Source organism: Streptomyces sp. NPDC012510 (assembly GCF_042955065.1).
Classification (GTDB): domain Bacteria; phylum Actinomycetota; class Actinomycetes; order Streptomycetales; family Streptomycetaceae; genus Streptomyces.
The window spans coordinates 62,413-76,508 of the sequence record NZ_JBIBEN010000014.1 but is presented as its reverse complement, the minus strand read 5'-3'; the positions used below and the strand labels follow the sequence as shown (position 1 = coordinate 76,508).

Sequence of the window (14,096 nt, the reverse complement as noted above, 5' to 3'; positions counted from 1 at the left end):
ACCCACCCCCGTATGACCGCGCCCCACGTGTCGCTCCCCGATGACGCGACCTTCCTGCCGAACCTCCCCGATCTGCCCCCGCCCGACCACTCCCTCTCGCCCCTCACCGGCTGGACCCGCGCACACTGGGAAGCCGTTGCCGATCGGCTGCTCGACGGGCTGTCGCCGTACGCCTCCCCAGGGTTCGCCCAGTACAGACTGCCCGGTCGGGCCAGCCACTCCGGCGAATGGTCGGACGGCCTCGAAGGGTTCGCCCGGTCGTTCCTGCTGGCCGCCTTTCGTATCGCGGGGTCGGGCGGGCGGGTCGGGCCGGCCCTGATCGAGCGGTACGCGGCCGGGCTCGCCGCCGGGACCGATCCGTACGGCGAGGAACGCTGGCCGCCCGTCACCGACCGGGCACAGCCCATGGTGGAGGCCGCGTCCGTGGCGATCGCGCTGCACGAGACCCGTCCCTGGCTGTGGGTCCACCTGAACGACGCCGTACGCGACCGTGTGACCACCTGGCTGGGCGGCTTCGTCGGGGCGGAAGTCAACGACTCCAACTGGCGGCTCTTCCAGGTGATCGCGGAGGAGTTCCTGGCGTCGGTCGGCGCCCCGCACCGCCGCGCGGAGATCGACGCGGGGCTCGCGCGGCTGGAGGACTGGTACCGGGGCGGCGGCTGGTACACCGACGGCGACGGGCGGAAGTTCGACTACTACAACGGCTGGGCGCTGCATCTGTATCCGGTGCTGTGGGCGCGGATCGCGGGACCGAGGGCGGATACGGATCTGGTGGCCAGGCACCGGTCGCGGCTGCGCGAGTTCCTCTCCGTCCACCAGCACTTCTTCGGCGCCGACGGGGCACCGGTGCACCAAGGACGGTCGCTCACCTACCGTTTCGCGACCACCGCCCCGCTGTGGGCGGGTGCCCTCGCCGACGCCACGCCGCTGCCGCCGGGCCGCACCCGCCGGCTCGCCTCCGGTGCGGTGCGGCACTTCGCCAGGCGGGGCGTTCCCGACGAGCGGGGCCTGCTCACCCTGGGCTGGTACCGGCCCTTCCTCCCCGTCACCCAGCGCTACTCGGGCCCCGCGTCCCCCTACTGGGCGAGCAAGGCCTTCCTCGGGCTTCTCCTGCCCGAGAGCCACCCCGTGTGGACCGCGCCGGAGGAGCCCGCGCCCATCGACACGGCCGACACCGTACTGGCCCTGCCCGGCCCCGGTTGGCTGCTGCACTCCACCGCCGCCGACGGACTCGTACGGCTCGTCAACCACGGCAGCGACCGGTTGCCGCCGCCGCCCGCCACGGCCGAGGACAGCCCGCACTACGCCAGGTTCGGCTACTCCAGCGGCACCGCGCCCGAGACCCCGGCCGGCCCCGACAACCACCTGGCGCTCCTCGCTCCCGACGGCACCCCCTCCCCGCGCGGCCGTATCCACCCGCTCGGCGTCGACGGCCGCCGTGCCGCCTCCTGGCACGAGCCCCTGGGGCACCGTGTGGAGACGGTGAGCGTGGTGCGCGGTCCGTGGGAGGTACGGGTGCACCGACTCGACGCACCGCCTGGAACAGTTGTACGGGAAGGAGGCTGGGCGGTGGCCGACGACGCGGCTCCGCCCGTGGGGGAGTCCGGGCCGGGGTCCCGGGCGCTGGCCCGCCGCGTGGACGGCCTGACCAGCGCGATCGTGGGCCTGCACGGCTGGAGTGGGGACGGCGCCGTCGTATCCGCTCGCGACACCAACGCATACGGACTCCACTCGGCGACGCCCGTGCTCGAAGGGAGCGCCGCCCCCGTCCTGGTCACCCTCGTCATGCTCAGCGGTGATCCGTGTGCCTCGCACGCCGGCGCGAGCGCCACGATCGATGACGACGGGACTGTGGACATCTGCTTCCCCGACGGCACCCGGGAGCGGGTGCGGCGCGAGGAAACACCCTGAAGTGCCACGGACGCCGACGCCCCCTCAGGGGCAGTGACGGAAGGGGGCGCTCCGAGGAACCCGTCGACTCCCCGGCCTGGTTGCGCGCCGCACCCGCCGTCCCCCTTCGCTCAGCGGTCCGCCAGCGTCATCGCACGGTCAAGTGCCTGGAGGAACCCGTTGACCGTGACGCGGTCGCGGACCGCCAGGCGCAGCCATTCACCGTCCAGCCCGGGGAAGGTGTCACCGCGTCGCACGGCGAAGCCGAGGGTGCGCAGGTGGCGTCGTACGGCCGCCGCGCGGGGCAGCCGGACCAGCACGAACGGGCCCTCGGCGGGTTCGGCCACGACCAGGCCGTCGGGACCGAACTCGCGCAGTCCGGCGACCAGATGGGCACGGTCGGCGGCGATCCGGCCGGCCGCGGCGGACGCCTCCGCCAGGGCCCGCTCGGAGACACACGCCTCGGCCGCCGCGAGGGCGGGCGTGGACACCGGCCACAGCGGCTGGGCACGTTCCAGCTCGGCGATCGTGTCGGGGGCGGCGAGGACATAGCCGATCCGCAGACCGGCCAGCCCCCAGGTCTTGGTGAGACTGCGCAGGACGACGAGACCGGGCACATCGGTCCGTCCGGCCAGCGCCTCGCGCTCACCCGGCACCGCGTCCATGAACGCCTCGTCGACGACCACCGTCCGCCCCGGCCGGGCGAGTCGAGCCAGGGACGACGCCGGGTGCAGGACGGACGTGGGGTTGGTCGGGTTGCCGACGACGACCAGGTCGGCGTCCTCCGGCACGTCCGCAGGGTCCAGCCGGAAGCCGTCCGCCTCCCGCAGCAGCACCCGCTCCACGGTGTGCCCGGCGTCCCGCAGCGCGGCCTCCGGTTCCGTGAACTGCGGGTGCACGACCACCGCCTGCCGGACCTTCAGGGCGCGCGCGAGCAGTACGAAGGCCTCGGCGGCCCCCGCGGTGAGCAGAACGCGGTCCACCGGCAGCCCGTGACGGGCGGCGACCGCCGCCCGTGCGGCCCGGCCGTCGGGGTAGGCGGCCAGCCCGGACAGCGACCCGGCTATCCGCTCCCGCAGCCAGGCGGGCGGTGTGTCGGCCCGGACGTTGACGGCGAGGTCGATGAGCCTCGCCCCGTCGTCCCGTACCTCGGCATCGCCGTGATGCCGCAGGTCATGGCCGTTCGCGGTGTCCCGTTCAGTGTGCATGGGAGTGCGCGTGTCCCCCGTGGTGATGGTGGTGGTCGTGATGGTGCCCGTCGTCGTCCGGGTGGAAGTGCGGCTGCCGCGGCGACCCGACCCCGTCCTCGAAGCCCGGCAGGGCGACGCGACAGACACAGGAGCCGCCGGTCAAGCGCGGATCGCCCGCCACCGCCTCCCGGTACCGCTCCATCACCAGATCCAGCAACTGCGGTGCCGGTCCGATGACATCGGCAGACCGTACCTTGATCTCCGGACGCGCGGCAGCCCAGCCCTCGCTCTGCATCCGCACCCGGTCCGGCAAGGCGCCGGGGAACAGGAAGTACGGCAGCACGACGATCCGTCGGGCACCCAGCTTCACACACCGGTCGAGACCGCTCGCGACGTCCGGCGCCGCCAGCGACACGAACGCCGTCTCCACGCCCGCGTACCCGCGCCCCTCCCACAGCAGCCGGGCCGCCCTGTGTACCTCGGCGTTGGCATCGGGGTCGGTGGACCCGCGCCCGACCAGCAGCACGGTCACATCGGCACGGTCGTTCGGCGTACGTCCGCCGGTCGCCCCCAACGCCTCGTCCAGGCGCCGCTCCAGCACACGCAGCAGCGCGGGGTGCGGACCCAGCGGACGGGCGCAGGTGTACGAGATCCCCGGGTGCCGCTCCTTCTCCCGGGTCAGAGCCGCCGGGATGTCCCCCTCGGCGTGCCCGGAGGACACCAGTGTCAGCGGGACGACGGCGAACCGCCGCGCCCCCCGCTCCACCAGTTCGGTCACGGCCTCGCCCAGCGGCGGCGGGGACAGCTCGACGAAGCCGCCCGCGACGGGCAGCTCGGGGTCGCGGCGCCCCAGCTCCCGCACGAAATCGCGGAACGCCTCGGCCCCGACGTCGTCCCGGGTGCCATGACCGGCGATGAGCAGGGCGGGCGGCGGGGTGGTCACGATGTCTCCTCGGATCACGGAACAAAGGGCTGCGGCAGGACGCCGGGCGGAGCTGCGGCCGGCGAGTCCCCATCCTCCCCGGTCGGCACCACAGGTGCGTGGGAGGGCCACATGGTTCACCGGATGTCCACAGGACCCTTCCGCGTCTCCTGCCGACGGCGGCCGCGCCGCGTCACCACGCGCCTCGCGGTCCCACAGGCCGCCGGGTTGTCATGTGGTGCGGCGGTCCCGTGGGTGGCTGGGTTGTCATGGGTGCGGCGGTCCCGTGGGTGGCCGCGTCGCCACGCGCCCAGCGGTCCCACGTGCCGCCGTGCCCGCCGACGCTCACGGCGGTCCTCATGCCGACCGTCGCCGGGCCCGCCGAGGCCAGGGGCGTCAGCCGGCCCGACCCGCCCGGCCGTGAGGCGTTCCGTACCCGGTCGCGCCCGAGTGACGCCCCGAGGACCACGACGGCGGCCGACGCGGCCGTGACACGGGGCGCACCGGGCGCACCAGGCGCACCGGGCGCACCGGCCACGTCTATGTCGTCGGAGGCCTCCGACGACATAGACGTGGCCGACGCCATGGCCTTCCCGAGCACCGCGGGCCGCCCCCGCCCCGCCCGCCGCGCGACCGCGCACGTCGCCATCGCCGGTCGCCCGTCCGACCGCTCCGACTTCCGCTTGGGGACGAGAAGGGCACCGCCGCCCGCGAGGGCGGCCGCTTCGGCGACGGAGGGGGTGCCCAGGGCCGCGAGGGGCGCGTCGGAGGGGTTCGGCACCCGTACCGCCGCCAACTCCTCGGCGGAATAGGCGACCAGGGGGACACCGAGACGCACGGCCGCCCCCACGATGCCGGGTTCGTCGGACTTGGCGTCGACGGTGGCGAGTTCGGCGAGGGAACCGGGGGAGAGGCCGGCGTCCCGCAGGGCGCCCTCGATCAGGACGAGGATCTCCTCCACCGGCGCGCCCCTGGAGGCGCCCACCCCCACGACGAGGGACGCATCCGCCTCGCCGACCGCCCGCGTCCCCGAGACCGTCGGCGGATCAGCGGCCCCGGGCCCGGCGCCGGCGAAGGCGACTTCGCCGGTATCAGCGGCCATCGGGGATCGACCCCTTCCGAGGGGCGTCGCGCCCCAGGGGCGCGGGCCGTGACGCACACGGTTCGGCCGGGAGTGGGGGAGCGACCGGCCGCCGACGGACCCGCAGACGATGAACGGCCTCCCGAGCGGGACGTTCGCGCGCCGCGGACAGGAGGCCCGGCCCATCCGGTAGCAAGGGACCATGGCGGTCTTCGTAGCGCTCGGCGCGTTCCTCATGACGCTGGTCGGCGGCTGGACGGCACAACGCGTGACGGACCGCCGTCACCTCGTGCTGGGCCTGGCCGGCGGCCTGATGCTGGGCGTGGTCGGCCTCGACCTGCTGCCGGAGGCCCTGGAGGCCGCCGGCGACGAGGTCTTCGGCGTCCCCGCCGCACTGCTGCTGTTCGTCGCCGGCTTCCTCCTGGCCCACCTGGTGGAACGCCTGCTGGCGGCACGGCAGGCCGCGCACGGCGCCGAGGAGCACGACGGCCGTACGCCCCAGGTGGGTCTGACGGCCGCCGCCGCGATGGTCGGGCACAGCGCCATGGACGGCGTCGCGATCGGCGCGGCCTTCCAGGTCGGCGAGGGCATGGGCATCGCGGTCGCGCTCGCGGTGATCGCCCATGACTTCGCGGACGGCTTCAACACGTACACCCTGACGAGCGTGTACGGCAACGCCCGCCGCCGCGCGCTCGCGATGCTGTTCGCGGACGCGGCGGCCCCGGTGGCGGGAGCCGCCTCGACCCTGCTGTTCACGATCCCGGAGGGGCCCCTCGGCTGCTACCTCGGCTTCTTCGGCGGGGCGTTGCTCTACCTCGCCGCCGCCGAGATCCTGCCCGAGGCCCACCACGAGCACCCGGCCCGCTCCACCCTGCTGTGCACGATCGCCGGAGCCGGCTTCATCTGGCTGGTGGTGGGGGTGGCGGAGTGAAAGGACGCCCCCGGGACCGGTCGACACGGTTTCCGCCCGCGCCTGCCGCCCGCACTCGTACGCCCCGATCGGCCTGCCGCTCACGACGTCCGGCACCTCTCCACGAACCGACGGGCGACACCGGGCTCGGACGCCCAGTGGGTGTGCAGATAGCTGGCGTGCACACCGCCCCGCACAAAGCCCTCGACCCGGCGCAGAGGTGTCCGTATCCCCCAGGCGGGAGACGGCCCGGCCCCCGGCTCGACGACCGTCCGATGGAACTCGTGCCCCCGCATCCGTGTCCCGGCCACCGCCAGCACACTGTCGCCGACGGCCACCGCGTCCCGATACCCCAGGGTGAGCCGGGCGTCCATCCGGGCCGTCGCGTCGAGCACCCCGCACATGGGCCGCCCGTCCAGCTCCCGGCACAGGTACAGCAGCCCCGCACACTCGGCGGCCACCGGAGCCCCGCTCAGCGCGAACTCCGCGACGACCTTCCGCAACGGCTCATTGGCCGACAACTCGGCGGCGTACACCTCCGGAAACCCACCCCCGATCACCAACCCCCGAGTTCCCTCGGGCAGTTCCTCGTCCCGAAGCGGGTCGAACACGACGACCTCGGCCCCGGCGGCAGCCAACAGCTCCCCGTGCTCGGCATAGGAGAAGGTGAAGGCGGGCCCACCGGCAACGGCGACCCGAGTGGGCCGCGCCTGCGCCTCAGCCGTGCGGTGGCTCGGGGATCCGGTCCGGCCTCCTCCGGCCCGTCCGGTGTCGAGGGACGAGGCCGGGGGCGAGGCCGGAGGCGAATGGTGGGTGTCTGAGGACGCGGTCCCGCACCCTCCAGCCCGCCCGCTGTCCGAGGACGAGGCCGCTGGCCGAAAGCGGGGGTCCGGGGGCGCGGCCCGCGGGGACGGGACGGGTAGGGGCGGCGGGGGCGAGGAGGCCAGGGCCGCAGCCGCGTCCCAGGCCACTCCCGACAACGCCCCCGCACTCCGCGCCAGCGCGACCAGCCCCTCCAGATCACACCCCGCCCGCACCTGCGCGGCCATCGCGGCAACCGCCTCCACCGCCGCCGCCCGCCGCTCGGCGACCGGCACCAGCCCCAGATGCCTGGACGGCGTGTCCACCTGCGGAGCCCTCCGCAGGACCCCCAGCACCGGCACCCCCGCCGACTCCATCGCCTCCCGCAACAACTCCTCGTGCCGGTCCGACGCGACCTTGTTGAGGATCACACCCCCGACCCGCACCTCGGGATCCCAGGACACGAACCCGTGCACCAGCGCCGCCACGGACCGCGACTGCGACGACGCGTCCACCACGAGCACCACCGGCGCCCGCAGCAGCTTCGCCACATGCGCGGTGGACGCCAACTCCCCTTCGCCCGCGGCCCCGTCGTACATCCCCATCACACCCTCGACGACGGCGATGTCACACCCGCGCGCCCCATGGGCGAACAGCGGCGCGACCAACTCCGGCCCGCACAGATACGCGTCGAGGTTGCGCCCCACCCGCCCACTGGCGAGCGCGTGGTACCCGGGGTCGATGTAGTCCGGCCCCACCTTGTGCGGGGACACGACGAACCCCCGCTCGGTGAGCGCGGCCATCAACCCCGTGGCCACGGTCGTCTTGCCGCTGCCCGAGGAGGGCGCGGCGACCACCAGCCGGGGAACGGAGGAAGCGGCGAAGGCCGGGGAGGGGGACGGGGAGGAGGCCGTGGAGGAGGCCGTGGAGGAGGACGGGAAGGAGGTCACGACATCACCACTCGATGCCCCGTTGGCCCTTCTGGCCCGCGTCCATCGGGTGCTTGACCTTGGACATGTCGGTCACGAGGTCCGCGAAGTCGACGAGCTTCCCGGGCGCGTTCCGCCCGGTGACGACCACATGCTGGGTGCCCGGCCGATTCCTCAGCACTTCCACGACCTCGTCGGTGTCGACCCACCCCCAGTGCAGGGGGTACGCGAACTCGTCGAGGACGTACAGCTTGTACGTCTCGGCGGCCAGGTCCCGCTTGACCTGCTCCCAGCCTTCCCGGGCCTTCTCCTCGTTGGTCGAGTTGTCACCCTGGATGCCGCGCTGCACCCACGACCAGCCCTCGCCCATCTTGTGCCAGTCCACGGACCCGCCCTCACCGGACGCCCCGAGCACCCGCAGCGCGTTCTCCTCGCCGACCTTCCACTTCGCCGACTTGACGAACTGGAACACCCCGATCGGCCACCCCTGGTTCCAGGCGCGCAGCGCCATGCCGAACGCGGCGGTGGACTTGCCCTTGCCCACCCCCGTGTGCACCATCACCAGCGGCCGATTACGGCGCTGACGAGTCGTCAGTCCGTCGTCCGGCACCACACTCGGTTGTCCCTGCGGCATTACGCGACCCTCCTGGAAGTCTTGGGCGAAGCCCCCTGCACATCCCGTACCAGCCCGGCGATGGAGTCCGCCCGAAGCTCGTCCAACGTCACCGCCGTACCGCCCAGTTCACCCGCGAGCCGCCCGGCCAGCCCCAGCCGGACATGGCCCGACTCACAGTCCACGACCACGGAGGCGACGCCCTCGGCCGAGAACAGTCCGGCCGCCCGCCCGGCGAGCGCGACCGGTTCGGGGCCACCCGTGGCCCGCCCGTCGGTCACCACCACGACCAGTGGCCGCCGCGCGGGGTCCCGTAGCCGCTCCACCCGCAGCACCTCATGGGCGCGCAGCAGCCCGGCGGCCAGCGGCGTCCGCCCACCCGTCGGCAGCGACTCCAGCCGGGCCGCCGCCGCGTCCACGGACGAGGTCGGCGGCAAGGCCAGCTCGGCGGCCGATCCCCGGAAGGTCACCAGCCCCACCTTGTCCCGCCGCTGGTAGGCGTCGAGCAGCAGGGACAGCACGGCCCCCTTCACGGCGCTCATCCGCTGCCGGGCCGCCATCGACCCGGAGGCGTCGACCACGAACAGCACGAGGTTGCCCTCGCGCCCCTCCCGCGTCGCCTGCCGCAGATCGTCACGGCGCACGACCAGACCCGGCCCGGACCGCCCCCGCGTCCGCTGGTGCGGCGCGGCGGCCTGGACGGTCGCGGCCAGGTGAAGCTTCGTCAGCGTGCCGCGCGGCCTGCGCGCCCCGGTGGTGCGCCCGTGCTCGGTCCGTGCCCGGGACCGCCGCCCGGCAGCGCCCTCACCGAGTCCCGGCACACTCAGCACCTTCGTACGAAAGGGCTCGGCGGCCCGTACGGCGGACTGCTCGCCGGCCCCGGCGCCGGAGGTCTGCGGCTCCCCGCCCTCCCCGCCCTCGGACCGTGCGCCCGTGTCACCGCCCTGCGGCCCGTCGGGCTCGGACGAGGGCGGCTGCCCGCCACCGCCGGGTCCGTCCGGACCCGGATCGGGGTCCTCGTCCCCGGAGTCCTGCGACGGCGGCCCGAACTCCTCCAGCGTCTCGTCGAGCTTGTCCTCGTCCAGCCCCGGGGCGTCGAACGGGTTGCGCCGCCGTCGGTGCGGCAGCGCCAGCAGCGCCGCCCGGCGCACGTCCTCCGCGAGCACCTCGGTCCGTCCGGCCCACGCGGCCAGCGCGGTCGCCGTCCGGGCCATCACGATGTCGGCCCGCATCCCGTCCACCTCGAAGGCCGCACAGGTCGCCGCGATCTGCCGCAGCGCCGCGTCACCGAGCTCCACCGACGGCAGCAGCTCCCGCGCCGCCACGATCCGGGCCCGTACGGCGGCCTCCTCGTCGGCCCAGCGCGCCGCGAACCCGGCCGGGTCGTCGTCGTGGGCGAGGCGCCGCCGTACGACCTCCACCCGCTGGTCCGGCTCCCGCGAGGCCGCGACCTCGACGGTCAGCCCGAACCGGTCGAGGAGCTGCGGCCGCAGCTCGCCCTCCTCCGGGTTCATCGTCCCGACGAGCAGGAACCGCGAGGCATGCCGTACGGAGACGCCCTCACGCTCGACATACGAGGCACCCATCGCGGCCGCGTCCAGCAGCAGGTCGACGAGGTGGTCGTGGAGCAGGTTCACCTCGTCGACGTAGAGGATTCCCCGGTGCGCGTCCGCGAGCAGGCCCGGCTCGAACGCCTTCACGCCCTCCGAGAGTGCCCGCTCGATGTCGAGCGCGCCGACGAGTCGGTCCTCGGAGGCGCCGACGGGCAGCTCGACCATGCGTGACGCACGCGTCTCGAACGCCGGCTCGTGCGGCCCGTCCGGGCACGCCGGATCGGGCTTCGCCGGGTCGCACGAGAAACGGCATCCGACGACGACCTCCACCTCCGGCAGCAGCGCCGACAGCGCACGCACGGCGGTGCTCTTCGCGGTCCCCTTCTCACCGCGCACCAACACCCCGCCGACCGCGGGCGACACCGCGTTCAGCAACAGCGCCAGCCGCAGGTCGTCCTGACCGACGACGGCCGTGAACGGAAACGGGGTGGTCATGCGGCGATCACTCCTTCGTGTGCGTCGTGTGGGGCATGTGGGGCGTGTGGGGCGACTGGAGCGTCCGCCCTCGCGAGGGTCTCGTGGAGCCCGGGACGCCGGAGGCGGAGTCGCCGGCCGAGTCGTCCCTGCCCGCCGGTGCGGTGGTCGAGGCGTCGTGGTCTCTCGGCCTCGTCCCCCAGCGGGACCGTGGGCACGCCCCGGGTCTTCGACCGCGCGCGCCCGTCCTCGCGGGCCCGCACGCCACCCGGCAGCCGTCCGACGGCGCCGTCCGCGCCCTCGGTCGGACCGGGCGGCTCCCGCTCGACATCCACCCGGGTCGGATCCCCGCGCCGGTACGAGGCGCCACAAGCGGCCCTGGCCGACGGCGGATCCGTGTCGGCTGTGGCCGACGGCGGCACCCGGCTCATGCGGGCGCTCCCGGTGGAACGAAGGGCAGTCCCGCCGGCGCGCCCGACTCGATGAGCCGCCAGAGCGCGTCGGTGTCCGCGTGTTCCTCGATCAGATCGCCGAGCCGGTCCAACTGCTCCTCGCGCAGCGCCGCGAACGAGGTGTCGGCCGCCGGCACGAAACGGCGCCCGGCGGCGGCCGCCACCTCCCGCAGAAACGCCCGCCGGAACCCGTCCGACTCCAACGACCCGTGCCAGTGCGTACCCCAGGTCTGCCCGACGCGGCACCCGTCCAGGCTGTGTCCGTCGTCATCGGAGATGAACGCTTCACCGCCGACGACTTCGGCGACCCCGTGATGGATTTCGTACCCCTCGACCCGTTCCCCGAGGGCTTCCCCGACGGGCCGGGTGAGCGTCTTCTCCCGCGCGAACCGCACGCGGACGGGCAGGATTCCGAGCCCCTCGACATGCCCGCGCCGGCTCTCGACCTCGTCCTCGATGTGCTCGCCGAGGGCCTGGAACCCACCGCAGACGCCGAGGATCGGCCGCCCCTCGGCGGCCCTGCGCAGGAGGGCGTCGGCGAGGCCCCGCTCCCGCAGCCACTCCAGCGCCCGGACCGTGCCCCGGGTCCCGGGTATGACGACGAGGTCGGCGTCGGCCAACTCCTCGGCCCGGTCCACGAACCGCACGACGACACCCGGCTCGGCGGCGAGCGCGTCCACATCCGTGAAGTTGGACATCAGCGGAACCGCGCACACGGCGACCCGCAGCACGTCCTCCCCGACGGGCGGCGCGGCGTTCGACTCCCGGACCGTCCCCCGCAGGGACACCCGCAGTCCGTCCTCCTCGTCGATCCCGAGCCCGTGCCGGAAGGGCAGCACCCCGTACGTGTGGCGCCTGGTGAGCCCGTGCAGCATGTCGAGCCCCGGCTCCAGCAGGGAGACGTCCCCACGGAACTTGTTGACGAGGAATCCGGCGACCTGTGCCTGATCCTCGGCGGAGAGCAGCGCGACCGTCCCGAAGAACGACGCGAAGACGCCCCCTCGGTCGATGTCCCCGACGACGAGCACGGGAAGCTGGGCGTTGCGGGCGATTCCCATGTTGACGATGTCGGTCCGCCGAAGATTGATCTCGGCAGGACTGCCGGCCCCCTCACAGATCACCGCGTCATACGTGCCCCGCAACTCCGCGAGGCAGTCGAGCACGGTCCCGAGAAGCTTCTGCTGCCGCCCTCCGTGATACCCCCGCGCGCTCATCTCCCCCACGGGCTTCCCCAGCAGCACCACCTGACTGCTGCGCTCCCCACCGGGTTTGAGCAGCACCGGGTTCATGAGCGCGCTCGGCTCGACCCGACAGGCCTGGGCCTGCATGGCCTGGGCCCGCCCGATCTCGGCGCCCTCACTCGTCACGAACGAGTTCAGCGACATGTTCTGCGCCTTGAACGGCGCGACCTTCACACCCTGCCGCACCAACCACCGGCAGATCCCGGCGGTCACGACACTCTTCCCGGCGTCGGAGGTGGTCCCGGCGACGAGCAACCCACCGCCCAGGGCCCGACCACCACGCACGAGGCTTCCTCCCCCACCGCTCACGAGGCTTCCTTCCCCACCGCTCACGAATGCCGCTCCGACCGCTGGACGCGCGAGTGGGGGAGAGCCGGCACGGCCCCCGGCGCCGGGCGCCCTCCGACCCTGGCCCGCAACACGGACGCCCCCGCACCGACCCCCAACGCCAGCCAGCTCACCCGCCGGGACAACCGCACAGCCCGCTCGATGTCCGCGACCACCACCGCTCGCCCCTCCCCGTTCAGCACAGGCCGATGCTCCACCCGCCCCGCATAGGACAACGTGCCCCCCAACCGCACTCCGAGCGCCCCCGCGAACGACGCCTCCACCACTCCCGCGTTGGGACTGGGATGCTTCCCCGCATCGGCCCGCCAGGCCCGCACGGCCCCCCGAGCGTTCCGGCCGGCGGCAGCCGCCAGCACCGCCGTCAGCCGAGCCCCCGGCCACCCCGCCACGTCGTCCAGCCGCGCCGAGGCCCACCCGTAGCGGCGATACCGCCGCGACCTGTGTCCCACCATGGCGTCCAGCGTGTTGACGGCCCGGAACCCCACCAGCCCGGGCACTCCGCCCACGGCCCCCCACACGAGCGCTCCCACCACCGCGTCCGACGTGTTCTCGGCGACGGACTCGACCACGGCCCGTGCGATCCCGTCCCTGTCGAGTGCCTGGGGATCACGCCCACACAGATGAGGCAGCCGGGCCCGTGCCCCCTCGATGTCCCCGGCCTCCAGGAACCGCCCCACGGCCCGAGCCTCGCGCCCGAGTGAAGTCCCCCCGACGACGGCCCAGGTGGCGGCGGCGGTCAACGCGACAGAGGCCGCACGCGAGGGCCGTACGACGGACGAGGCCACGGCCCCGAGCGCCACGGCACCACCCGCGCACACGGCGGTGTGCAGTGCGCCCCACCCCCGGTGGTCCCGCCACAGCACCCGCTCCACGGCCCCGGCCGCCCGCCCGAACAAGGCGACCGGATGCCCCCGGCGAGGATCACCGAGCAGCAGGTCACCGAGGAGGCCGGCGGTGGCGCCGTACGCGAAAACGCGATCGGCACGCATCGGCTCAGCCGATCACAGGGTCGGGCAGGGACCGGAGGGCAAGACTCGACGGGCGGCCGCGCATGGCGATATGTCCTCACTCAGGGTGTCCACGCCCTGGTTCGACGAGACCGACGGCGAGAGTTCCTGGCTCCCGGGAAGGTTCTTCCCCGGTGACAGTGGCGGGACCGCGCCGGACTCGCACCGGCTTCCTCTCCTGCCGTCGTAGATGGCCCCGGCAGTCCACCACGCCCCTTCGAGAGCAGTCAACTTGCTGTTGACCTGCACAGCAGCGGTGTGCTGAGCCCCACACCGCTGACTTGTCGTCAGACGACGGTGTGGATCAGGAGGAGCCACTCCGGCGACGGGGCCGGCCCGGTGGAAGTGGCCGCCGAGGGCAGGCGTGCCCTGGCCCGTGACGCGAACGGGATCAGTGACGCACTGCTCGTCTTCCGCTACCCGGTGCGGTGGGGTCTTCCGGCCGTACTTGTGGACCCGGGAGCGGGTGGATCGTGAAGATCCGCTCGGGACGGGAGGTCGCACATCGAAGACCGGGCGAGGGAGACCGCCTCGGCGCTCCCGCGGCAGCCCGGCGTCTGCCCTGGCCGCTCTTCTCGTGGCGAGCGGTGAGGCGCGTGCTCAGGTCTGGCTGGTGGTGACCGTTCTCGGTGCCGCTCAGCCTGAGGAGGCCGCGCCCACGGCGCCGATCAGCGCCGAGCCGAGG

General features: G+C 74.0%; 9 protein-coding genes, 1 pseudogene and 1 riboswitch. Of the genes and pseudogenes, 2 read left to right on the top strand and 8 right to left on the bottom strand.

The window, feature by feature from the left end:
- The first annotated feature begins 12 nt into the window (after positions 1-12).
- A complete protein-coding gene (locus ACFY9I_RS25400; RefSeq protein WP_391005327.1) occupies positions 13-1,911 on the top strand; it encodes a DUF2264 domain-containing protein in 1,899 nt (632 codons plus the stop codon).
- A 110-nt stretch (positions 1,912-2,021) separates the two neighbouring features.
- Here the strand turns inward: ACFY9I_RS25400 and cobC are convergent, their stop codons facing one another.
- The 3 genes and pseudogenes from cobC to ACFY9I_RS25385 all read right to left on the bottom strand — a co-directional run.
- Positions 2,022-3,098 (bottom strand): Rv2231c family pyridoxal phosphate-dependent protein CobC, encoded by a 1,077-nt coding sequence (cobC, locus tag ACFY9I_RS25395; protein ID WP_391005325.1) that lies wholly within the window; start codon positions 3,096-3,098, stop codon positions 2,022-2,024.
- Positions 3,088-4,023 (bottom strand): CbiX/SirB N-terminal domain-containing protein, encoded by a 936-nt coding sequence (locus ACFY9I_RS25390; protein WP_391005323.1) that lies wholly within the window; start codon positions 4,021-4,023, stop codon positions 3,088-3,090. The genes cobC and ACFY9I_RS25390 overlap by 11 nt, the downstream gene beginning before the upstream one ends.
- A 246-nt stretch (positions 4,024-4,269) precedes the next feature.
- Positions 4,270-5,005: pseudogene (locus ACFY9I_RS25385) on the bottom strand (cobalamin biosynthesis protein); the annotation flags it as partial.
- 280 nt (positions 5,006-5,285) lie between these two features.
- Here ACFY9I_RS25385 and ACFY9I_RS25380 point away from each other — a divergent pair.
- On the top strand, positions 5,286-6,014 hold the full coding sequence (locus ACFY9I_RS25380) for a ZIP family metal transporter (protein WP_391005321.1): 729 nt from the start codon (positions 5,286-5,288) through the stop codon (positions 6,012-6,014).
- An 80-nt stretch (positions 6,015-6,094) separates the two neighbouring features.
- Here ACFY9I_RS25380 and ACFY9I_RS25375 read toward each other — a convergent pair whose 3' ends face one another.
- From ACFY9I_RS25375 to ACFY9I_RS25355, 5 genes are all read right to left on the bottom strand, one after another.
- Positions 6,095-7,654: a cobyrinate a,c-diamide synthase gene (locus ACFY9I_RS25375; RefSeq protein ID WP_391005612.1), complete on the bottom strand. Its 1,560-nt coding sequence runs from the start codon at positions 7,652-7,654 to the stop codon at positions 6,095-6,097.
- A 94-nt stretch (positions 7,655-7,748) separates the two neighbouring features.
- Positions 7,749-8,357, bottom strand: a complete 609-nt coding sequence (cobO, locus tag ACFY9I_RS25370) for a cob(I)yrinic acid a,c-diamide adenosyltransferase (RefSeq protein WP_391005319.1) — start codon at positions 8,355-8,357, stop codon at positions 7,749-7,751.
- The gene (locus ACFY9I_RS25365; protein ID WP_391005317.1) at positions 8,357-10,384 is read right to left on the bottom strand and encodes a putative cobaltochelatase; all 2,028 of its coding nucleotides are present in this window, start codon (positions 10,382-10,384) and stop codon (positions 8,357-8,359) included. The genes cobO and ACFY9I_RS25365 overlap by 1 nt, the downstream gene beginning before the upstream one ends.
- A gap of 406 nt (positions 10,385-10,790) precedes the next feature.
- Positions 10,791-12,323 carry a cobyric acid synthase gene (locus tag ACFY9I_RS25360; protein WP_391005610.1) on the bottom strand — a complete coding sequence of 511 codons (1,533 nt, stop codon included), beginning with the start codon at positions 12,321-12,323 and terminating at the stop codon, positions 10,791-10,793.
- Positions 12,324-12,385: 62 nt separating this feature from the next.
- Positions 12,386-13,393, bottom strand: a complete 1,008-nt coding sequence (locus tag ACFY9I_RS25355) for a cobalamin biosynthesis protein (RefSeq protein ID WP_391005315.1) — start codon at positions 13,391-13,393, stop codon at positions 12,386-12,388.
- Between the two features lie 99 nt (positions 13,394-13,492).
- Positions 13,493-13,636: riboswitch (cobalamin riboswitch) on the bottom strand.
- Positions 13,637-14,096 lie beyond the last annotated feature (460 nt).

Excerpts from the sequence above, each read along its gene's own strand:
- ACFY9I_RS25380 (WP_391005321.1), top strand. The coding sequence starts at position 5,286 with ATGGCGGTCTTCGTAGCGCTCGGCGCGTTCCTCATGACGCTGGTCGGC.
- cobO (WP_391005319.1), bottom strand. The coding sequence starts at position 8,357 with ATGCCGCAGGGACAACCGAGTGTGGTGCCGGACGACGGACTGACGACT.
- ACFY9I_RS25400 (WP_391005327.1), top strand. The coding sequence starts at position 13 with ATGACCGCGCCCCACGTGTCGCTCCCCGATGACGCGACCTTCCTGCCG.
- cobC (WP_391005325.1), bottom strand. The coding sequence starts at position 3,098 with ATGCACACTGAACGGGACACCGCGAACGGCCATGACCTGCGGCATCAC.
- ACFY9I_RS25365 (WP_391005317.1), bottom strand. The coding sequence starts at position 10,384 with ATGACCACCCCGTTTCCGTTCACGGCCGTCGTCGGTCAGGACGACCTG.
- ACFY9I_RS25355 (WP_391005315.1), bottom strand. The coding sequence starts at position 13,393 with ATGCGTGCCGATCGCGTTTTCGCGTACGGCGCCACCGCCGGCCTCCTC.